This window comes from Pseudomonas sp. SP16.1 (assembly GCF_052682975.1).
On the sequence record NZ_JBQYFZ010000001.1, the window covers coordinates 4,939,103 to 4,960,328 of the forward strand.

17 protein-coding genes are annotated in these 21,226 nt (G+C 64.4%); 9 read left to right on the plus strand and 8 right to left on the minus strand.

Features of this window, described 5'->3' with window-relative positions:
• Positions 1-190: 190 nt before the first annotated feature.
• The 5 genes from ACUTAF_RS23290 to ACUTAF_RS23310 all read right to left on the minus strand — a co-directional run bounded on the left by ACUTAF_RS23290 (position 191) and on the right by ACUTAF_RS23310 (position 4,532).
• A complete protein-coding gene (locus tag ACUTAF_RS23290) occupies positions 191-925 on the minus strand; it encodes an amino acid ABC transporter ATP-binding protein (protein WP_445582188.1) in 735 nt (244 codons plus the stop codon).
• A complete protein-coding gene (locus tag ACUTAF_RS23295; RefSeq protein ID WP_445582189.1) occupies positions 922-1,590 on the minus strand; it encodes an amino acid ABC transporter permease in 669 nt (222 codons plus the stop codon). The genes ACUTAF_RS23290 and ACUTAF_RS23295 overlap by 4 nt, the downstream gene beginning before the upstream one ends.
• On the minus strand, positions 1,587-2,333 hold the full coding sequence (locus tag ACUTAF_RS23300) for an amino acid ABC transporter permease (RefSeq protein ID WP_445582190.1): 747 nt from the start codon (positions 2,331-2,333) through the stop codon (positions 1,587-1,589). The genes ACUTAF_RS23295 and ACUTAF_RS23300 overlap by 4 nt, the downstream gene beginning before the upstream one ends.
• 156 nt (positions 2,334-2,489) lie before the next feature.
• On the minus strand, positions 2,490-3,398 hold the full coding sequence (locus tag ACUTAF_RS23305; RefSeq protein WP_445582191.1) for a glutamate/aspartate ABC transporter substrate-binding protein: 909 nt from the start codon (positions 3,396-3,398) through the stop codon (positions 2,490-2,492).
• 237 nt (positions 3,399-3,635) lie between these two features.
• On the minus strand, positions 3,636-4,532 hold the full coding sequence (locus tag ACUTAF_RS23310; RefSeq protein WP_445582192.1) for an acyltransferase: 897 nt from the start codon (positions 4,530-4,532) through the stop codon (positions 3,636-3,638).
• A 188-nt stretch (positions 4,533-4,720) separates the two neighbouring features.
• Here ACUTAF_RS23310 and rloA2 point away from each other — a divergent pair, with 188 nt between their 5' ends.
• The 6 genes from rloA2 (at position 4,721) to ACUTAF_RS23340 (ending at position 13,916) form a co-directional block, all read left to right on the plus strand.
• On the plus strand, positions 4,721-5,233 hold the full coding sequence (rloA2, locus tag ACUTAF_RS23315) for a retropepsin-like aspartic peptidase RloA2 (protein ID WP_445582193.1): 513 nt from the start codon (positions 4,721-4,723) through the stop codon (positions 5,231-5,233).
• Positions 5,234-5,550: 317 nt separating this feature from the next.
• Complete coding sequence (locus tag ACUTAF_RS23320; RefSeq protein ID WP_445582194.1) at positions 5,551-7,581, plus strand: methyl-accepting chemotaxis protein; 2,031 nt, start codon at positions 5,551-5,553, stop codon at positions 7,579-7,581.
• Between the two features lie 499 nt (positions 7,582-8,080).
• A complete protein-coding gene (gene creB, locus ACUTAF_RS23325; RefSeq protein WP_445582195.1) occupies positions 8,081-8,767 on the plus strand; it encodes a two-component system response regulator CreB in 687 nt (228 codons plus the stop codon).
• A 3-nt stretch (positions 8,768-8,770) separates the two neighbouring features.
• Entirely contained in the window at positions 8,771-10,195 is a 1,425-nt protein-coding gene (gene creC, locus ACUTAF_RS23330) for a two-component system sensor histidine kinase CreC (protein WP_445582196.1), read from the plus strand.
• Positions 10,196-10,534: 339 nt separating this feature from the next.
• A complete protein-coding gene (locus tag ACUTAF_RS23335; protein WP_445582197.1) occupies positions 10,535-12,958 on the plus strand; it encodes an SIR2 family protein in 2,424 nt (807 codons plus the stop codon).
• 460 nt (positions 12,959-13,418) lie between these two features.
• Positions 13,419-13,916, plus strand: coding sequence for a hypothetical protein (locus ACUTAF_RS23340; protein WP_445582198.1), 498 nt, complete (start codon positions 13,419-13,421; stop codon positions 13,914-13,916).
• A 45-nt stretch (positions 13,917-13,961) separates the two neighbouring features.
• Here ACUTAF_RS23340 and ACUTAF_RS23345 read toward each other — a convergent pair whose 3' ends face one another.
• The 3 genes from ACUTAF_RS23345 to ACUTAF_RS23355 are packed head-to-tail and all read right to left on the minus strand — an operon-like array spanning position 13,962 to position 18,558.
• Positions 13,962-14,696, minus strand: coding sequence for a hypothetical protein (locus ACUTAF_RS23345; RefSeq protein ID WP_445582199.1), 735 nt, complete (start codon positions 14,694-14,696; stop codon positions 13,962-13,964).
• A complete protein-coding gene (locus ACUTAF_RS23350) occupies positions 14,621-16,930 on the minus strand; it encodes an ATP-dependent DNA helicase (protein ID WP_445582200.1) in 2,310 nt (769 codons plus the stop codon). Before ACUTAF_RS23350 ends, ACUTAF_RS23345 begins: the two co-directional genes overlap by 76 nt.
• Entirely contained in the window at positions 16,927-18,558 is a 1,632-nt protein-coding gene (locus tag ACUTAF_RS23355; protein ID WP_445582201.1) for a VRR-NUC domain-containing protein, read from the minus strand. Before ACUTAF_RS23355 ends, ACUTAF_RS23350 begins: the two co-directional genes overlap by 4 nt.
• Before the next feature lie 236 nt (positions 18,559-18,794).
• Between ACUTAF_RS23355 and ACUTAF_RS23360 the strand changes: the two genes are divergently transcribed.
• The 3 genes from ACUTAF_RS23360 (at position 18,795) to ACUTAF_RS23370 (ending at position 21,130) form a co-directional block, all read left to right on the plus strand.
• Positions 18,795-19,253 carry a phage infection protein gene (locus tag ACUTAF_RS23360; protein ID WP_445582202.1) on the plus strand — a complete coding sequence of 153 codons (459 nt, stop codon included), beginning with the start codon at positions 18,795-18,797 and terminating at the stop codon, positions 19,251-19,253.
• 182 nt (positions 19,254-19,435) lie between these two features.
• Positions 19,436-20,779 carry a cell envelope integrity protein CreD gene (gene creD / locus ACUTAF_RS23365; RefSeq protein ID WP_445582203.1) on the plus strand — a complete coding sequence of 448 codons (1,344 nt, stop codon included), beginning with the start codon at positions 19,436-19,438 and terminating at the stop codon, positions 20,777-20,779.
• A 48-nt stretch (positions 20,780-20,827) separates the two neighbouring features.
• On the plus strand, positions 20,828-21,130 hold the full coding sequence (locus ACUTAF_RS23370; RefSeq protein WP_445582204.1) for a hypothetical protein: 303 nt from the start codon (positions 20,828-20,830) through the stop codon (positions 21,128-21,130).
• Positions 21,131-21,226: the final 96 nt, after the last annotated feature.

Below are 21,226 nucleotides of genomic sequence, written 5' to 3' on the forward strand. Positions count from 1 at the left end.
CTGGCTGGCCAGATGTGCGGGGGCTCGTAGGGTGCGCCGTGCGCGCCGGTTGCGGTGCGCAGAGGCATTGGTGCGTACGGCGCGCAGGTTCGTAGGGTGCGCCGCGCGCACCGGCCGTGGTGCGAAGGCATTGGTGCGCACGGCCTGGGCGGCCCCGCGACACCCTACGGAAGGGGCACGCGGTTTTGGCTCAGTGCTGCAGGATCTTCGCCAGGAACTGCTGGGCGCGCTCGGAGCGGGCGTCGATATCGCCGAAGAACTCCTCCTTGGCGCAGTCTTCGACTATCTGCCCGCGGTCCATGAAGATCACCCGGTCGGCCACCTTGCGCGCGAAGCCCATCTCGTGGGTCACGCACATCATGGTCATGCCTTCCTGGGCCAGCTGCACCATCACGTCGAGCACCTCGTTGACCATCTCCGGGTCGAGCGCCGAGGTCGGTTCGTCGAACAGCATCACCACCGGGTCCATGGCCAGGGCGCGGGCGATGGCCACGCGCTGCTGCTGGCCGCCGGACAGCTGGCCCGGGTGCTTGTGCGCGTGGGCGGCCAGGCCGACCCGCTCGAGCAGCTTGAGGCCCTTCTCGGTGGCCTCGGCCTTGCTGCGGCCGAGCACCTTGATCTGGGCGATGGTCAGGTTCTCGGTGATGGTCAGGTGCGGGAACAGCTCGAAGTGCTGGAACACCATGCCGACCCGCGAGCGCAGCTTGGGCAGGTTGGTCTTCTTGTCGGCGATCGAGGTGCCGTCGACCAGGATGTCGCCCTGCTGGAAGGGCTCCAGGGCGTTGACGCACTTGATCAGGGTGGACTTGCCCGAGCCGGACGGCCCGCACACCACGACCACCTCGCCCTTCTTCACCTCGGTGCTGCAGCCCTGCAGCACCTGGAAGTCCCCGTACCACTTGTCGACGTTCTGGATGGAAATCATACGGCTAACCTCTTTTGCAGGAGCTTGACCGCCTGCGAGGCGGCGAAGCTGAGGGTGAAGTACATAAGGCCGGCGAAGATCAGGAACTCGTGCGGCTGGCCGATGATGTCGCCGCGCGAGCGGGCAGCGTTGAGGAAGTCCATCAGGCCCACGGTGTACACCAGCGAGGTGTCCTGAAAGAGGATGATGCTCTGCTGCAGCAACAGCGGGGTCATCTTGCGAAACGCCTGCGGCAGGATGATCAGGCGCATGCTCTGCCCGTAGCTCATGCCGAGGGCCGAGGCCGCGCCCATCTGCCCCTTGGGAATGGCCTGGATGCCGGCGCGGACGATCTCGCAGAAGTAGGCCGCCTCGAACATCACGAAGGCCACCAGGCAGGAGCTGAACGCGCCCACCGGGGTGTCCTCGCCGGTGATCGCGCGCAGGATGAAGGGCACCGCGAAGTAGAACCAGGTGATCACCAGCAGCAGCGGGATGGAGCGGAAGTAGTTGACGTAGGTAGCGGCGAAGTTGGCCAGCAGCTTGTTTGGCGACAGCCGCAGCAGCGCCAGCAGGGTGCCCAGCACCACGCCGCCGAACACGCCGAGCACCATCAGCTGCAGGGTCACCAGCAGGCCGTCCCACAGGCCCGGCAGCGCCGGGACGATCGAGGAGAAGTCCATCATTTGCCTCCTACGGCGATCAGCCCGGGCACCGCGACCTTGCGCTCCACCCGGCGCATGAGCAGCATCAGGCTCATGTTCAGGGTGAAGTAGATCAGCGTGGCCAGGGTGAAGGCCTCGAACAGGTTGGCGGAGAATTCGGCGGTCTGTTTGGTCTGCGCCAGCAGCTCCATCAGGCCGATCAGGGACGCCACCGAGGAGTTCTTGAAGATATTGAGGAACTCGCTGGTCAGCGGCGGGATGATGATGCGCATGGCCTGCGGCAGCAGCACGTCCTTGTAGATCTGCGGCAGGCGCAGGCCCAGCGCGTAGCTGGCGGCCAGCTGGCCCTTGGGCAGCGCCTGGATGCCGGTGCGCACCTGCTCGCAGACCCGCGCGGCGGTGAACAGGCCGAGGCACACCACCACCGACAGGTAGGCCGAGGTGGCCGGGTTGAGGTCCTGCTTGAACCACAGCTCCAGCGGTTCGGGCAGCAGGTCCGGCACCAGGAAGTACCAGAGGAACAGCTGCACCAGCAGCGGCACGTTGCGGAAGATTTCCACGTAGGCGGTGGCGGCGCCCGCCAGCCAGCGATTGGGCAGGGTGCGCAGCACGCCGAGCAGCGCACCCAGTGCCAGGGCGATGATCCAGCCGGCCAGGGCGATGGCGATGGTCCAGCCCAGGCCGGTGACGAACCAGTCCAGGTAGGTCTCGCTGCCGATGCCGGTGGACTTGAAGTAGATGCCCCAGTCCCAGTTGTAGTTCATGCGGGTTTCCCCTCGGTGAAAACATGGACGCGGCCGCGCCCTGCCCGATGCCAGTGGCGTCGGGAGAGGGGCGGTCAGCTAGAAATAAGTGGGAGGCTGCGCGCCTCCCGGGTTCCCCGCGCCGTCACGCCTCGTGAGCCTGACGGCGCATCACCGTCAAATCTGTTCTGCGGATTTGTCGGTCGGGTTGGCGATCAGCTTCTTCAGCTCCTCGCTCATGGGGAAATTCAGGTTCAGGCCCTTCGGCGGCACCGGCTGCTCGAACCACTTGGCGTAGATCTGGTTGATCTCGCCGGAGGCGAAGGTGGCGCTGACGGCCTTGTCGACCAGCTGCTTGAAGGGCTCGTCGCCCTTGCGCAGCATGCAGCCGTAGATCTCGAAGGACTGCGGGGTGCCGACCACCTGCCAGTCGTCGGGCTTCTTGGCCTTGGCCATTTCGCCGGCGAGCAGGGCGTCGTCCATCATGAAGGCCACGGCGCGGTTGGATTCGAGCATCAGGAAGGACTCGCCATGGTCCTTGGCCGAGATCACGTTCATGCCCATCTGCTGCTCGGCGTTCATCGCCTTGATCAGGCGCTCGGAGGTGGTGCCGGCGGTGGTCACCACGTTCTTGCCCTTGAGGTCGGCGAAGTCCTGGATGCCGCTGCTCTTCTTGGTCAGTAGGCGGGTGCCGACCTCGAAGATGCCGACCGAGAAGGCCACCTGCTGCTGGCGCTCGACGTTGTTGGTGGTGGAGCCGCACTCCAGGTCCACGGTGCCGTTCTGCACCAGCGGGATACGGGTCTGCGAGGTCACCAGGTTGTAGCGCACCTTCAGCTCCGGCAAGCCCAGCTCCTGCTTGATCGCCTCGACCACCTTCAGCTGCAGATCGTGGGAATAGCCGATCGGCTGACGGGAGTTGTCGCCGAAGTAGGAGAAGGGGATGGAGGAGTCGCGATGGCCCAGGGTGATGGTGCCGGTCTCCTTGATCTTCTTCAGGGTGCCGGTCAGTTCGTCGGCCATCGCCGGGGTGGAGAGGATGGCCGCCGTGATGGCTGCGCCCAGTACCAGGTGGAGACTACGCATCGATCGATTCCTCGCTCTTGTTGTTCTGTATGGCGCGTCGCGCCGCTTCGCTCAGGGAAGGTCTGACGCCTTCGCCCTAGCCATTGAGCAGGATGCGTGCCAGCACTTTGCCCAGGCGCAAGGCCTTGAAATTCGAGGGTTTTGCGGTTCTTCGGCGGGGCGTGCGAGGGTTATCGTTCGGCTCGGCGAATTTCGCCGGCGGCGCCGTTCGGAAAGCCGAACGGCGCGAGGGCGGTGCTAGCGGGTCGGGCTGTCGGCGCGCAACCGGGCGATGCGCACGTCCTTGTCCTGCCATAGCTGCGTCACCCAGCCCTGCAGGTACTGGCGAAATTCGCCGTCGTTCTGGTAGTCGCCCTGCCACAGCGCCGGGTCCAGCTCGCGGGTCTGGATATCCACTATGACCTTCGCCACCTGACCGCTGAGCAGTGCCCAGAAGCCCGGCACGCCGCGGCCCGGATAGACCAGGGTGACGTCCAGCACGGCGTCGATCTGCTCGCCCAGGGTGGCGAGGACGAAGGCCACGCCGCCGGCCTTGGGCTTGAGCAGATGCTGGTAGGGCGAGCCCTGCTGCGCCTGCTTGGCCGGGGTGAAGCGGGTGCCTTCGAGGTAGTTGACCACGGTCACCGGCAGGCGCTTGAACTTCTCGCAGGCGGCCTTGGTGATCTCCAGGTCCTTGCCCTTCATCTCCGGGTTTTTCGCCAGAAAGGCTTTCGAATAGCGCTTCATAAAGGGGTAGTCGAGCGCCCAGAAGGCCAGGCCGAGCAAGGGCACCCAGATCAGCTGCTGCTTGAGGAAGAACTTGAAGTAGGGCGTCTTGCGGTTGAACGCCTGCACCAGCGCCGGGATGTCGACCCAGGACTGGTGGTTGCTGATCACCAGGTAGGAGCGGTCGCGGCGCAGCTCGGCGTTGCCGCGGATGTCCCAGTGGGTCGGGGTGGTCAGGGCGAAGATGCGCTTGCAGTTCTCCGCCCAGAACTCGGCCACCCACATCACCCCGCGCGAGCAGGCGTCGCGTGCCGTCTGGCCGGGCAGGACGAACTTGGCCAGAGCGATCAGCAGCAGCGGGCCGATCAGGATCAGGGTGTTGGCGAGCAGCAGGGCGGTGGTGGTCAGGCCGGTCAGCAGGCGGCGCATGGCAACTCCTTGGCGGGCGCGGGGCGGTCCATCATAAGCACGACGGCAGCCCGTCTCAAAACCACGAGGCCAGCGCCCCGGGCCGCCGCCATCGAGCGTGTCGAGGCCGCTTGGCCGTCGCGCCAGGGGAACACCCGCAGCGCAGCGCAGTCGGAAAACAGGTCTTCCCATGCACAGGAGTACCGACCTTGAAACCCGTCCCGATCCTGCTGGCTGCCACCCTCAGCCTGCCGGCCCTGGCCAATCAACAACCCGACCTGTACGGCCGCTACGAACTGATCAAACTGCCCGACCTGGGCCAGACCCTCAAGGCCAAGATGGACACCGGCGCGGTGACCGCCTCGCTGTCGGCCAAGGACATCGAGCGTTTCGAGCGCGACGGCGAGGACTGGGTGCGCTTCCGCCTGGCCGCCCCCGGCGCCGAAGACACCCTGTTCGAGCATCCGCTGCTGCGGGTGGCGCAGATCAAGACGCGCCGCGAGGAGCTGGCCGGCAAGCCGCTGAAGGTCGCCGCCGCCGCCGAGCGTCCGGTGATCGAGTTGCCGGTGTGCCTGGGCGAGGAGCAGCGCACCATCGAAGTCAACCTCACCGACCGCAGCACCTTCAACTACCCGCTGCTGATCGGCGCCAGCGCCCTGCGCGATTTCGGCGCGGCGGTGAACCCCGCCGAACGATACACCCGCGAGCGGCCGCAGTGCTGAGTTAATTGTCGCATTTCGAAAAAGGCTGATGTTCATTGGCCATTACGCTCGTCAAGAGTGCCCAGCAACGACTTCCTCGTCCCAAGGGACGTCGGGCCTAATGCCACTCAGTTGAGCGTCGATGCAACTGACGTGTAGGAGCGGCGCCCCGCCGCGAACCTCGGCGGAGCGGATTCGAGAAGCTCCGCTCCGGACGGGGCTCCTACGAAAGGCTGCTTTGGCAGCCTTATCTGATCGGCATTAGCGTCGGGCCTGCTTTTTGCTATGTGCAATTCTTTGCCAGGCCTGTAGGCCCTTTAGGTCGTTGAGGTGTCGTGATGACTGGAGTACTCAAACCGGGTGTGCGGCTGCTGGAGCGGTTCAGCTTCGCGCGCAAGTTTCAGCTGGTGTTCCTGCTGTTCGCCCTGCCGCTGGGCTACGCCCTGTGGGTGATCGGCAGCGACTACCTGGGTCGCCTGCAGGCCATCGACCACGAGCTGGAAGGCGCGCAGGCGCTGCAGTCCATGGCCCTGGTGCAGCGCGAGCTGATCGCCCAGCGCAGCCTGCTGGCGCGCTGGAAGGGCACCGACACGGCCGCCGAAAGCCTGCTGCGCCAGCGCGAAGGCCAGCTCGACGAGGCGCTCGCGCAGACCGCCGCGCCGCTGCAAGGCGAGCTGATCAGCGCCCAGGCGCGCGAGCATTTGCAGAAGCTGCAGAGCGAACGCGAGTCGATCCAGGCGCAGGGGCTGACCCGGGTGGCGTTACCGGATGCGCTGGAGCGTTACCAGAAAACCCTGCTGCACCTGCTCGCCCTGCGCGAACAGGTGGCCACCGACAGCGGCCTGATCCTCGATCCGCGCCTCGACACCTACCTGATGATGGAGCAGCTCACCTACATCCTGCCGCGCCTGCTCGAGCAGCTCGGCACCTTCGCCGCGCAGGGCCATGGCGCGGTGGTGTCGCAACATTTCACCCTGCAGAGCCGGGTGCTGATCCGCGACCTGCGCCGCGGCCTCGACGAGCAGCGCGCGCAACTGGTCAAGGCGCATACCACCCTGCAGCGCGAGGCGCCGCAGGCCATGCGCCAGCTCGGCGACCCCTTCGAATCGGCGCTGGCCGGCTTCGACCAGTTCCTCGGGCAGATCGACCGCGACATGTTCGAGGCCAGCCCCATGGCGCTCACCCCGGAGCAGTTCGTGCAGCGCGTCGAGGACCTGGAGGCGCAGTTGCAGGGGTTGCAGCAGGCGGTCTACGGCCAGTTCGCCGCCAGCCTGGAGCAGTACCGGCAGCAGGCGCTGCTGGCGATGGTCGAGGTGATCGGCGCCTTCGTCCTGCTCACCCTGCTGGCGCTGTACGTGCTGCTGTGCCTCAACGCCTCGATCCGTCGCAGCACCGCCGGCATCATCGAAGCGGCCGAAGGCCTGCGCGACGGCGACCTGCGCGTGCGTATGCAGGTGCATGGCGAGGACGACCTGGCCGCCATCGCCCAGGCCCTGAACAGCGCGGTGGAGCAGCTGCGCGGCTCGCTGCAGGGCGTCGGCCGCGAGAGCCGTCAGCTCGACGACACGGTGCAGCTGCTCGGCGGCCAGGCCCGCGACGCGCTGGATGCGGTGGAGCAGCAGCAGGCGCAGATGAGCCAGATCGCCACCGCCGCCACGCAGATGGCCGCCACCGCGCAGAGCGTGGCGCAGAGCTGCGAGCAGGCCGCGGTGGAGGCGCAGCAGACCCGCGAGGTGGCGCTGGGCAGCAACCAGCGCAGCGCCCGCACCAGCGCCAGCATGCGCCAACTCAGCAGCCGCCTGGGCGACAGCGCCGCGGCGCTGCAGCAGCTGCGCGAGCAGACTCAGCAGATCAACCGGGTGGTGGAGGTGATCAAGGGCATCGCCGAGCAGACCAACCTGCTCGCGCTCAACGCGGCGATCGAGGCGGCGCGCGCCGGCGAGGCCGGGCGCGGTTTCGCCGTGGTCGCCGACGAGGTGCGCTCGCTGTCCAAGCGCACCCAGGATTCCACCCAGGAAATCGCCCAGACGGTGGACAACCTGCAGCGTGTAGTCGGCCAGTCGGTGAGCCTGATGGAGGAGGCCTGCAGCCAGGCCGACGGCGATATCGGCAGCGTGCTGGCCATGGGCGACGACCTGCAGGCCATAGTCGAGTCGGTGCAGCGGGTCAGCGACCGCCTGGCGCAGATCGCCACCGCCGCCGAACAACAGGCCGCCACCGCCGACGAGGTCAGCGGCAATATCCAGCAGGTCGACCAGGCCGCCGGCCAGCTGCTCGACGGCGCCCAGGCGGTGAGCAGCGCCGCCGAACAGCTGCGTCGCGGCAGCGAAGGCCTGGCGCAAAACACCGGGCGTTTCCAGCTCGGTTAGCGGTATTGCACAGAAAACCGCCAGCCCGGCACAGCCCCCGTGGCGCCGGGCCTGGCGGCGAGCATCCCGAGCTTATCCACAGCGCCGTCCCCAGTATCTGTGCATAGCCAGGGCCCCTGAGGTGCCCCGCTCGCAGCACCTGTGACGAACCCTGCGCCACCCTCGCCGTACACAAATCGCACAATCGCCCGCAGCCCCCGGCCAGCGCCGCCTGCAGCGCATTACTCCAAGGTTATCAACAACTTGGCCCCCAGCTTCTGTGGGTTTGTGAACGCCCCTGGGGGGCGCGATGCGCACCGCTGTCTCGCCTGAATGCTCGGCGCCGCGCAGAAATCAGCCAACCGCCGCAGAGCCAGGCACCATCTGGCCCGGCGCCAACTGCTCCAAGCTTATCCACAGCGCCATCCCCAGTTTCTGTGCATCGATTGCCCCGCCTTGACGGGCTGTTCGGGCTGGCGCAGTCTGCCGGCCGTGACCGCCCCGCCGAGCAGGACGCCCGATGCCGCAGATACTGATAGTCGAAGACGAAGCCGCGATTGCCGATACCCTGGTCTACGCGCTGCAGGCCGAAGGCTTCGCCACCCGCTGGGTGACGCTCGCCGGCGAGGCGCTGGCATTGCTGGAAGACCAGGCCTTCGACCTGGCGATACTCGATGTCGGCCTGCCGGACATCAGCGGCTTCGAAGCCTGCAAGCGGCTGCGGCGCTTCTCCGAGGTGCCGGTGATCTTCCTCACCGCGCGCAGCGAGGAGATCGACCGCGTGGTGGGCCTGGAGATCGGCGCCGACGACTACGTGGTCAAACCGTTCAGCCCGCGCGAGGTGGCCGCCAGGGTCAAGGCCATTCTCAAACGGGTGGCGCCACGCGCCGCCGCGCCTGTGGATAACGCCGCGACCGGGCCCTTTCGCCTCGACCTGGCGCGCTACCAGATCGCCTTCCACGGCCAGCCCCTGGCCCTGACCCGCCACGAGTTCCGCCTGCTGCAGACCCTGCTCGGCCAGCCGCGGCGGGTGTTCTCCCGCGAGCAGTTGCTCGACGCCCTCGGCGTGGCCAGCGAGGCCGGCTACGAGCGCAATATCGACAGCCATATCAAGAGCCTGCGCGCCAAACTGCGCGCGGTGGCGGCCGCCGCCGAGCCGATCCAGACCCACCGCGGCCTGGGCTACAGCTACGATCCGGAGGGCTGAACCATGCCCTTGGGCGTTCGCATCTTTCTCGTCTATTTCCTCTTCGTCGGCCTGGCCGGCTGGTTCGTGCTGAGCACGGTGATGGACGAGATCCGCCCCGGCGTGCGCCAGAGCACCGAGGAAACCCTGGTCGACACCGCCAACCTGTTGGCCGAGATTCTGCGCGACGAGGTCAAGGCCGGCAGCCTGCAGCACAGCCGCCTGCCCGAGGCGCTGGAGGCCTACGGCCGGCGCCAGCCCGGAGCGAATATCTGGGGCGTGAGCAAGGCCGAGGTCAACCACCGCATCTACGTCACCGACGCCCGGGGCATCGTCCTGCTCGACTCCAGCGGCCAGGCCGTCGGCCAGGACTACTCGCGCTGGAACGACGTGCTGCTGACCCTGCGTGGCGAGTACGGCGCGCGCTCGACCAGGGAAGACCCCAGCGATCCGGATTCCTCGGTGATGTACGTGGCGGCGCCGATCAAGGACGGCGAGCGGATCATCGGCGTGGTCTCGGTGGCCAAGCCCAACCGCAGCCTGCAGCCCTATATCGAGCGCTCGCAGACCCGCCTGGGCTGGCTCGGCGCCGGGCTGATCGGCCTTGGTCTGCTGATCGGTGCACTGCTGTCCTGGTGGCTCGGCGCGGCGCTGGGGAAGCTGACCCGCTACGCCCAGGCGGTCAGCGAGGGGCGTCGCGCCGAGGCGCCACGGGTGCGCGGCGGCGAGCTGGGCCAGCTGGCCGTGGCGGTGGAGCGCATGCGCACCGAGCTGGAGGGCAAGGCCTACGTCGAGCGCTACGTGCACACCCTGACCCACGAGCTGAAGAGCCCGCTGGCGGCCATCCGCGGCGCCGCCGAACTGCTCGATGGCGAGATGCCGGCCGCGCAGCGCCAGCGTTTCGTGGCCAATATCCAGCAGGAAAGCGCGCGCCTGCAGCAACTGATCGAACGCCTGCTGCACCTGGCCCAGGTGGAACAGCGCCAGGGCCTGGAGGAGCGGGTGGCGGTGCCGCTGGCGGCTCTGCTGGACGAGGTGCTGCAGGCGCAGCAGGCGCGCATCCTCGCCGCCGACCTGCGGGTCGAGCAGGCCGTGCCGGCGAACCTGAGCCTGCGCGGCGAACGCTTTCTGCTGCGCCAGGCGCTGGCCAACCTGCTCGACAACGCCCTGGACTTCACCCCGCCTGGCGGCACGATCCGCATCGGTGCCGAACGCCAGGGCCAGCGGGTGACGCTGCGCCTGTCCAATCAGGGCCAGGCGATCCCCGATTACGCCCTGGCGCGCCTGACCGAACGCTTCTACTCCCTGCCGCGCCCCGGCAGCGGCCGCAAAAGCACCGGCCTGGGGCTCAACTTCGTCCAGGAAGTGGCCGAGTTGCATGGCGGCGAGCTGCACATCGGCAATGTCGAGGGTGGGGTGGAGGTGCGCCTGGTTCTGCCGAGTGGGTAGGCGCCAGCTTGCTGGCGATGGATTGGGAAAAGGGGGGAAGCGAAATTACCTCCGTCTGACCGGTCAATTTGCCCGGATAATGAGCGCTGCTTGTTGCTGACTCGATCAGTAGGTGGCGGAGGTGCGAATGGCGGAGAACGGCCAGAAGCGGACGGTTTACCTATAAATAAATCCGTCCCCATTTCGCTTCCTTCTTCGCTTTCTTCTTAGTTGACACATAACCCGCCTCTCATAGTTGGCTATCAAAGCGCCACTGGACAAAAAATAGCGGTTAGGCTACTAAGGTCACCTAGGCTTCGCCCGGTCATCCTACACCAAGCTCTACATTTGGATCTGTTCATGGACTTGAATACTGCATTAGCGCATGCATTAAATGGAAACGCCGTACTATTCGCTGGTTCTGGCTTTTCATACTTGGCAGAAAACCTAAAAAACCAGTCACCTTTATCTGGGACCGGTTTTGCCAAACAGCTCAATGAGTTCTGCGGTTTAAACACCAATAATGACAACCTTGCCATAGCATCACAGTTCTACATAAGAAAATTCGGCGAGCATGATTTGGCTGAACTATGTCGCAACTCATTTACAATAAAGCGCGCAGCGCCGCACCATGTGGATTTGCTATCTGTCCCTTGGCAGAGAATATATACAACAAACTACGATGATCTAATTGAAAAAAGTGCCGCCGAGAACTCTAAAGCGCTGACATCGGTCACATTGGAAGACGACCCTGTAAACTACGCCACCAACACTCGCACGTGTGTCCACATAAACGGATTTATCAACACCCTTTCTCCAGGCAATCTAAGGTCCACTTTTAAATTAACTTCTGAAAGCTATCTCACTGACAATCTAACAAACTCAAAGTGGTGCACAATTTTTCGCCAAGATATCACAATGGCGCACGCAGTGATCTTTATCGGTTATTCCCTGTATGACCTTGATATACAGCGAATTCTGTTTTCGGAAGACATAAAATCTAAATGCATTTTCATTACCGCTCCATCTCCAAGTGAAGTGGATGAAGCTCTGTTACCCATTTTCGGAGAGCTTTTGCCTATAGGTGTTCAAGCTGCTGCTACTGCATTGAATTCATTAAAAAACGTGCATGTACCACCTCCCCCATCTTCAAATTTTTTATCTCTCACTGAGTTCTCTCTGGCTCCTTCTACCCGAACCCCCACCAATTCTGACATTGAAAAGCTTTTCCTTTACGGAACCATACAGAGCGAACTTATAAATCACGCCGACTCCGGCTTAGAAGGCAGGCCTTATATCGCAAGGCGCCAGTCTCTAGAGCCCATTCCAGATCTTCTTTACAATGACAACGATGTCGTAATAACTTCCGATCTAGGGAACGGAAAAACTGTTTCCGTAGAGTATGTTATTCACGAACTCGCTGCCAAAGGCTTTAGAGTACATAGATTTAGCGCTGACAACAAAGCGGCCCGCAAAGAAGTCAATAGCATTATAAGGTTCAACGAGCCCACGGTAATTGTTATTGACAATTACGTGCCATATCTCGATTTCATAGATTTCGTAAGCATGCGGAGAACGGGGCGGCGCCTCAGATTTTTATTGACCGCAAGATCTCATGTGCATGAGGCGTTTAGAGAAAGGCTTGAGGAGTCGCTCAAAACCACTGATATTGCCGAAATTGACATCAATCGTCTCTCAAGTGCCGAAATCCAATCCGCTATCTCTCTCATAGATAGCTATGGTCTGTGGGCGGAATTTTCAGCATACTCAGACGCTGAAAAGTTTAAACTTGTGCTGAGAGATTGTGATGCGCAAATCCACCAGTTACTTTTAAAAATATATAACTCCCCTCAGATATCAGAAAAAATATCTGAAATATTCAAGAGCTTAACCAGCGAGGTAAGGCGCGTTGTCATTGGCGTATTTATACTAAATGCTGCGGGGTTCAATAGCGATCGCACCTTAATAAATGAGCTCCTAGACGGAGCTCCACTTATCAAACTATCCAATACAGATAGAAATACAGCCAAACTATTTTGGGACGATAGCACGGGAAGGATACGCCTGAAATCATCCGTGCTTGCAGAATACTATCTAACAAATCTATCGGAAGCATCCGAAGCTGTTGAGATATTGATTGAAATGTTCTCTGAGGCTCACAAGAAAAGAAAACTTGGTCCCGAATATGACTCTTTCATGCGTAGCTTGATGAGCTTTTCATCACTTCAAAAAATGCTGCCACGCTCAGGGCTTCGAAACGCAACAGTCCATTTCTATGAGGCAATTCAAAATCAAGATTTCACGCGTAAAAACCCTCACTACTGGCTGCAATATGCAATTGCAAGGCTTTCTTTTGAAGACGACCTCGCCGAGATTGGTCCGTACTTTCAGTCATCATATAAGTTTTCTCAGGGAATTAATTACGACACTTATCAGATCGACAATCATTACGCCCGCTTCCTATTAGTTAAGGCGACTAGAAACCGGGATGCTGACAGCTCGTTCGAACTCTACAAGGAAGCGAAAGGCATTCTTTCCAAACAAATGCTACACGAAAAAAAGCATTATCCGTATCGTGTGGCGGCATCGATTTCCGAATTCGTTTCTATGCATTTAACTAGTCTCTCTAGTAATCACAAGTCGGACATTCTTCGCTTCTGTGAAGATGTCGTGCAGCGAATTAAAACGTTGCCAAGCGACGTTAAGTCGCACAAGCATGTAAGAAACTGTAGTGTTGCCCTTGAGAAGACCATCACAAACCTAACCCCAGGCGCAAACTTATAGTATCCTTGGTGCTGCTGCGGTGACCCTGGCAAGTCCCAAGCCTTGATTAGCCGCAGCTCATTACTACAAAAAGTCTACCAAATATTAAATCGCGCACTTAAACCTTTAGTTAATTGATAAATTATTGCTGAGCTCCGCATTTACACGTGGCCTTGGCTACGTGGCCGAAAACAAATCATCGGAGGATTCGTCCGGAGAGCGCTAAGCTGCTGAGTTACGGCCTGGATATCTACACCCCGATATACGGTCAGCCCAGACCGGGTGAAAAGGGGGGGCGGGCGAAAAGGGGACCGGCGAAAAGGGGGGGGACAGATCTATTTTCGGGAAGACCGGCCGGTAACGGCCGATAAGGCAGAAATAATCCCCGCCACCCAACGCCCCCAACCAAGACCCGCCTACAATACGCCCCCGATCAACCTGGGCCATGCATATGGCTGTCTCGAACAAGGAATCCGCCGCCATGGCCTCCCCGGATAAACAGAAAAAGCGCGCCCAGCGGGCCAAAGCCAAGGCCAAGCAGAACCGCGTGGGCAAGCCCAAGGCCAATGTCGTGCATCCGCTGCTGGCCAATCCGCTGATCGACGAGCCGTTCGACGATGTCGCCATCGACCTGAGCATCTTCGACTTCAAGGACATCGAGGAGAACGGTTTCGATCCGGCGGACTTCGACGACCTGTTCCAGGCGATGCGGGTCGGCGAGGGCATCAGCCTGCTGGCGCTGTGTCTGGTGTTCCTGCAGTACCCGGTGCTGGAGCTGGTGGTCGCCGAGGAAGCGGAAGATGCGGCCACCGACTTTATGATGGGCCTGCTGATCGTCTATCGCGGGATCTTCCACGATGAAGACGAGGACGCGGCGGTGGAATGGATCGGCAGCGACGCCTTCCAGACGGCCTACAACGAAGCCTCGCTGATCCTGCAGCAGAAGCACGCACGCCGCACCCCGGGCAGCCGCGTCTAGCCACGCGGCGAGCGCGGCCTGGCCGTGGGCTTCCCGCCCGTCGAATTACCCGACTGAAACCTTGGAGCGGGGTTTTGTTTCAGCTTTGTATCTACTGATTCGATTGTTTAGATTGTTTATTTGCGCTTTTTTATCAGTTTCGTGCGAGTAGCATAGGTTCCGTAGCCACCTTCCAGCCCGCCCCGGAGCCTGACCATGAAAAAGCACATCCTCGCCAGCCTCGTTATCGCCGCCCTGTCTGCCAGTGCCTTCGCCGCGGCGCAGTCTTCCGTTCAATCCGGCGCTGCGCCGCTGGTGGCCGAAGACGGCGCCGACCGCGTAGGCGTCAATCGCGTCGCCGCCGATGGTGCGGATCGCGTCGGTGCCAATCGTATCGCCGCCGATGGTGCGGACCGGGTCGGTGCCAATCGCGTTGCCGCCGATGGTGCGGATCGCGTCGGTGCCAATCGCATCGCCGCCGATGGCGCGGATCGCGTCGGTGCCAATCGTATCGCCGCCGATGGTGCGGATCGTGTCGGGGCCAATCGCGTCGCCGCCGATGGTGCGGATCGCGTCGGTGCCAATCGTGTCGCCGCCGACGGTGCGGATCGCGTCGGTGCCAATCGCGTCGCCGCCGATGGTGCGGATCGCGTCGGTATCAACCGTATCGCCGCCGATGGCGCCGACCGCGTCGGGGCCAGCCGTATCGGCTGATGCCGCCTCGCTCAGGTTTCGACTGAAGGCGCCCGCTCGGGCGCCTTCGTCGTTTCCGCCGGCAGGCGCATGGCCTCGACCTGCCACCAGCTCGGCAGCAGGTTGCGCACTTCCGGGCGGGCGAAGCGGTCGTCGATCAGGTAGAGCACACCTTCGTCCTCCGGCGTGCGGATCACCCGGCCGGCGGCCTGCACCACCTTCTGCAGGCCGGGGTAGAGGTAGGTGTAGTCGTAGCCGTTGCCGAACAGCGCGTGCATGCGCTGGCGGATTTCCTCGTTGATCGGGTTGACCTGGGCCAGGCCGAGGGTGGCGACGAAGGCGCCGATCAGGCGGTCGCCGGGCAGGTCGACGCCCTCGCCGAACACCCCGCCGAGCACGGCGAAGCCGATGCCGCGCCCGCCCACCTGGAAGCGTTCGAGAAAGCCCTGGCGCGCCGCCTCGTCCATCTGCCGCGACTGCACCCAAAGGGGAATCTCGGGATGCTCGCGGGCCAGCAGGTCCAGCACCTGCTGTAGGTATTGGTAGCTGCTGAAGAAGGCCAGGTAGTTACCCGGCCGTTCGCGGTACTGGCGGGCGATCAGCCGGCAGATCGGCGCCAGCGAGGCCTCGCGGTCGCGGTAGCGGGTCGACAGGTTGCGTACCGCACGCACCTGCAGCTGCTCGGCGCTAAAAGGTGAGTCGACGTCCAGGCACTGCGTCTCCTGCGGCAGGCCGAGCAGGTCGAGGTAGTAGTGGCTGGGGCTGAGGGTGGCGGAGAACAGCGTGGCGCTGTGCGCGTCCTCGAAGCGCGGACCGAGGAAGGGCGCGGGCAGGATGTTGCGGATGCACAGGGTCGAGTAGCTGCGGCCGTTGCCGGCCTCGACGCGGCTGATATCGAACAGCGAGTGCGGGCCGAAGCTTTCCGCCAGGCGGCAGAACAGCATGGCGTCGAGGTAGAAGCTGAGCAGCTCGCCGGCATTGCCCTCGGGCTGGTCGGTGAGCAGATCGGTGATGGCGCTGACCGCCTTGCCCAGCGCGGCCAGCAGCAGGTCCGGCGCCAGCGGATGGACCTGATAGGGCACCTGCTGCTCGCGGTGCAGCTGGTTCCAGTGGCGGTCGACCCGCTCCAGCACGCCTTTCAGCTTGTCCGGCGCGTCGCGGCGCATGGCCTTGAAGCGCGCCTGGTCCAGCTCGGCGCTGTACATGCTGCGGCCGCGTTCGACCAGGTTGTGCGCCTCGTCCACCAGCAGGCAGACGCGCCACTGGTTGACCAGGGTCAGGCTGTGCAGCAGGGCGCCGAGGTCGAAGTAGTAGTTGTAGTCGCCCACCACCACGTCGCTCCAGCGGCACAGTTCCTGGCTCAGGTAGTAGGGGCAGATGCCATGGGCGAGGGCGATGGCGCGCACCGCCTGCTGATCCAGCCAGCGTTCCTTCAGCGCCGCGCTGCGCGCCGCCGGCAGGCGGTCGTAGAAGCCCCTGGCCAGCGGGCAGGAGTCGCCATGGCAGGCCTTGCTCGGGTGTTCGCAGGCCTTGTCGCGGGCCACGTGTTCCAACACCCGCAGCGGCGTCTCCGGTTCGCGCAGGCGCTGCAGCGCGTCCAGGGCGAGGCGCCGCCCCGGGGTCTTGGCGCTGAGGAAGAACAGGCGGTCGAGCTGCTGGCCGGGCATGGCCTTGAGCTGCGGGAACAGGGTGCCGAGGGTCTTGCCGATGCCGGTGGTGGCCTGCGCCAGCAGGTAATGGCCGTCGCGCGCGGCGCGGTACACGGCCTCGGCCAGTTGCCGTTGGCCATGGCGGAACTCGTCGTAGGGAAAGCGCAGCGCCGTCAGCGCCGCGTCGCGCGCCAGGCGGTGGGCCTGCTCCTGGCGCGCCCAGTGGATATAGCGGCGGCACTGCAGCTCGAAGAACTGGCGCAATGCCTCGGCGCTATGGCGCTCGCGAAACACCGTTTCCTTCTGGCTGATGACGTTGAAGTACACCACCGCCAGGTCCAACTCATCGAGTTCCAGCGCCTGGCACAGCAGCCAGCCGTAGACCTTGACCTGCGCCCAGTGCAGCAGGCGATGGTTGGCCGGGATGCGCGCGACGTCGCCGCGGTGGGTCTTGATCTCTTCCAGCAGGCGCAGCTGCGGATCGAAGCCGTCGATGCGGCCGCTGACCGCCAGTTCCTCGAACTCGCCGCTTACGGCCAACTCGGACATATAGTCGGGGCCGCGCCTGGCGACCACCGTGGCGTGCCCGGCAATGCCTTCGGCGGCGGTGGGCGAGGGGGTGAAGCGCAGGTCGAGGTCGCCCTCCTTGGCGGTGAATTCGCACAGCTCGCGCACGGCGATGCGCAGGCTCAATCGCTCCACTCCACGTAGCAGACGCTGACCGGCATGCCGTGCTCGGCGCAGAACGCCAGCCAGCGTTTCTGGTTGTCCTGCAGGCGGTCGCCGGGGCCTTTCACCTCGATCATTCGGTAGCGCCGCTCGGCCGGCCAGAACTGGATCAGGTCGGGCATGCCGGCGCGGTTCTCGCGGATGTCGGCGAGCAGGCGGCGAAACCAGGCGCCCAGATGCGCCGGCGGCAGGCAGGCCAGCGCCTGCTCCAGGCGCTCGGCGTCGAGCAGCTCCCAGAACACGAAGGGCGACTGGATGCCGAACTTCTCGGCATGGGTGCGGCGCATGGCCTCGACGTAGCTGCCGTCGTCCAGGCGCGCCAGGCAGGCGGCGAACAGTGGCGCGCGGCGCGCGTGGAAGTCGGCGCGGTGCAGGTCCACCGGGCCGGTATGGAAGGGGTGGAAGAAGGCGCCGGGCAGCGGGGCGAAGATCGCCTCCCAGCAGAGCAGGCCGAACAGCCCGCAGATCAGCGTGTTCTCCACGTAATGCACCGGCGCCTCCGGCTCGGCCAGGTGCGCGGCCACGGCCAGCTCGACGCTGGCGGCGCGCGGCAGGCGCAGGTCGAGGCGATCCTCGACCGGCTTCGCCGCCTTGGCCGCTGGCGGCAGGCCGAGGCGCCTGCGCAGCCGGGTGCGCGCCCGTTCGGCCAGCTGCGCCTCCTCGCCGTTATGCGGCGCATGGATGACCCGTTCGGCCAGGGCCAGCGCCTCGGCATTGCGGCCCAGGCGCTCCAGCACGCGGATCTGCCGCTGCCGTGAGCCGAGCGCGGCGGTGTCGCGGTACAGCGCCAGCGCCGACTCCAGCTCGCCGGCGCGCTCCAGCTGCTGGGTCAGGCGCAGCAGCAGGCGTTGGTGGCGCTCGCCGATATGCGGGTTGTCGCTGGCAAAATCACCGAGCAGTTGTAGCACCTCGGTTACCGCCATGCCGGCGTCGAAGGCGTCGCGGCAGGCGCGCAGGTGCAGGTAGTGGTCCACATCCTGGCGGCTGCGAAAACCGCACGAACCGGGGGTGATCGGCACCTGTTCGTAGCGGAAGATGCCCAGGTCGGCCAGGACGAACTCCGACCAGTCCTGCGCCAGGTTGCCGAAGAACATCAGCCGCAGGCGGTCGCACAGCGGCCCGATGGCCAGGCTCAGCAGACGGTCTTCCAGGCGCGGGCACCAGCCGGTCAGGCTGCGCGGCTCGCTATGCAGCTCGCGCAGGTGCGCCAGCAGCGCGCTCTTCTTCAAGTTGCCGCCCGGCAGCTCGGCGGAAAAGTGTACGGCCAGCTCGTCCTTGAGCAGCAGCGCGCCCAGCTCGTCGAACGCCAGCGCGGCGTTGTCGATCAGCCAGCCCTGCGCCAATAGCGGCGCGGCCGCTGCCACGATATCGCCGATCTCGGCGTAGCGCAGTTTACTGGCGCGAAAGTGCACGCCCTTGCGCATCACCAAGCGCACCAGCAGCGCCTGGGCCGGCAGCGGTAGCTGTGGAAAAACCTCGACGAAGGCCCGCTCGGCCGCGTCCATCAGCTCGCGATGATGGGCGTCGAGCCAGTCGAGGGCCTTGCGGAAGTTGGCCAGGTAATAGAGTTCGGGGGCGTCGAGGGCGGGCATGGCGCGCTGCTGGGTACTGGTTTTTTGTACAGATACCAGGGTGCGCCCTGTCGCGCAACGGCGGCGGGACGGATGGGCGGCTCCCGCCCATCACTACTATGTCCATGATCGATAAGAAATTTTCCTGGTATCGATGGCGTCGATGGTCGCTATCGAGACATGTCCCTTTTGCCAAATTGGGGCGTGCGTAACATGGGCCCCGTAGCCACTTTCCAGCCCCACCCAGGAGCCCGATCATGAAAAAGCAAATCCTTGCCAGCCTCGTTATTGCCAGCCTGTCCGCCGGTGCGTTCGCCCTGCCGCAGGTCTCCGTCGAGCAGTCCAACGCCCCGGCGGTTGCCGCTGACGGCGCCGACCGCGTAGGCACCAACCGCATCGCCGCCGACGGCGCCGACCGCGTAGGCGTCAACCGCATCGCTGCCGATGGCGCCGACCGCGTAGGCGTCAACCGCATCGCCGCCGACGGCGCCGACCGTGTAGGCGTTAACCGCATCGCCGCCGACGGCGCCGACCGCGTAGGCATCAACCGCATCGCCGCCGATGGTGCCGACCGTGTAGGCGTCAACCGCATCGCCGCCGACGGCACCGACCGTGTAGGCGTCAACCGCATCGCCGCCGACGGTGCCGACCGTGTAGGCGTTAACCGCATCGCCGCCGACGGAGCCGACCGCGTAGGCGTCAACCGCATCGCCTGACCCGCCAACCCTTCTGGCGGGAGCAGTTCGATGCCGCACAGCAGCAGTTAATCAGGGCGCCCGCAATCGGCGCCCTGATGCTTTTCCGCTTTCTCCACGCAATCTCCACCTTCCCCCCATAAAGCCCCCACCTGCGCTGCCCAGACTCTGCCGTACCTTCACTCGCTACGGAGAGCCGCGCCATGAGCCGCACCCTGAGCTTCAAGCTGGGCGCCATCGCCCTGTTGATCCTGCTGTTGCTGATTCCCCTGCTGATGATCGACGGCCTGGTCGACGAACGTCAGAACCTGCGCCACCAGGTGCTGCAGGACATCGCCCGCAGCTCCAGCTACCGCCAGCAGATCACCGGGCCGATCCTGGTGCTGCCCTACGTCAAGACCACCCACGAATGGAAGACCCACGACAAGACCGGCGAGCGTTACCAGCAGGCGCGCCAGCAGCGCGGGCGCCTGTATTTTCTGCCGGAGCGCTTCGTGCTCGACGGCCAGGTGAGCACCGAGCTGCGTGCGCGCGGCATCTACCAGGCGCGCCTGTACCGCAGCGATAGCCAGGTCAGCGGCCAGTTCCGCCTGCCGCCGCGCCTGGGGCTGGGCGACGAGCTGGGTTTCTACCGCTTCGACAAGCCCTTCCTTTCCGTCGGCATCAGCGATATCCGTGGCATCGGCAACGACCTGCAGCTGCGCCTCAACGGCCAGACCCTGGGCTTCGCCCCGGGCAGCGGCGACGCCAGTTTCGGTGCCGGCGTGCATGCGCCGCTGCCGGCGCTCGACGCGCAGGGCGGGCAGCTGCTGGAGTTCGCCTTCGACCTCAAGCTGCAGGGCACCGAGCAGCTCGCCGTGGTGCCGGTAGGGCGCGACAGCCGGGTCAGCCTGAGTTCCGACTGGCCGCACCCGAGCTTCGTCGGCGAGTACCTGCCGAGCCAGCGCGAGGTGAACGCGCAGGGCTTCAGCGCGCAGTGGCAGACCAGCTTCTTCGCCACCAATCTGGAGGAGGCGCTGGCCGACTGCGTGGGCCGCAAGCAGTGTCACGCGCTGCTCGGCCGCAACTTCGGGGTCAGCTTCGTCGACCCGGTGGACCAGTACCTGAAGACCGACCGCGCGATCAAATACGCGCTGCTGTTCATCGCCCTGACCTTCGCCGCCTTCTTCCTCTTCGAGGTGCTCAAACGTCTGGCGGTGCACCCGGTGCAGTACGCCCTGGTGGGCCTGGCGCTGGCGCTGTTCTACCTGCTGCTCCTGTCGCTGTCCGAGCACCTGGCGTTCGCCCTGGCCTATGGCCTGTCCGCCAGTGCCTGCGTCGGCCTGATCGGCTTCTACGTCAGCTTCGTGTTGCACAGCTGGCGGCGCGGCCTGGGCTTTGGCGCCTTGCTGGCGGCGCTGTACGCCATGCTCTACGGCCTGCTCAGCGCCGAGGACCATGCCCTGCTGATGGGCTCGCTGCTGGTGTTCGGTGTGCTCGCCAGCGTCATGGTGCTGACCCGCAAGCTGGACTGGTACGGCGTCGGCCGCACTGCTCCGCACGCCTGAATCCGATCGGCGCGGCGTGGGCCGCGCCCCTTCTCTGGAGCTGATCCCATGCGTCTGTTCATGCAGTTTTCCGCCTGCCTGGCCCTGGGCCTGGTGGTGGCGGTGATGATCCTCATCGGCCTGATGTTTGCCGGCTGGTTCGACCTGATCGACGGCCTGCTGCTGACCGGCAAACCGCTCGCCCATGTGAGCCTGATGCTGTTGCCCGAGGGCTTCTGGAATGCCCTGACCGGCATACAGGACGCGGCGAACAACGGCACGCTGCGCTCCTTCCTCTCGCTCTGTGCGGCGCTTGGCCAGGTCGCCTTGTTGCTGGCGCTGGGTTTCTTCCGCCTGTGGTACCGGCCATGAGCGGGCATATCGGCCTGCGCGAGGACACGCGCGCCGGGCACCTCCTGGCGCGGCGGATCGCGGCGCTATTTCCGCCGCGCGGGGTGCTGCGAGCCC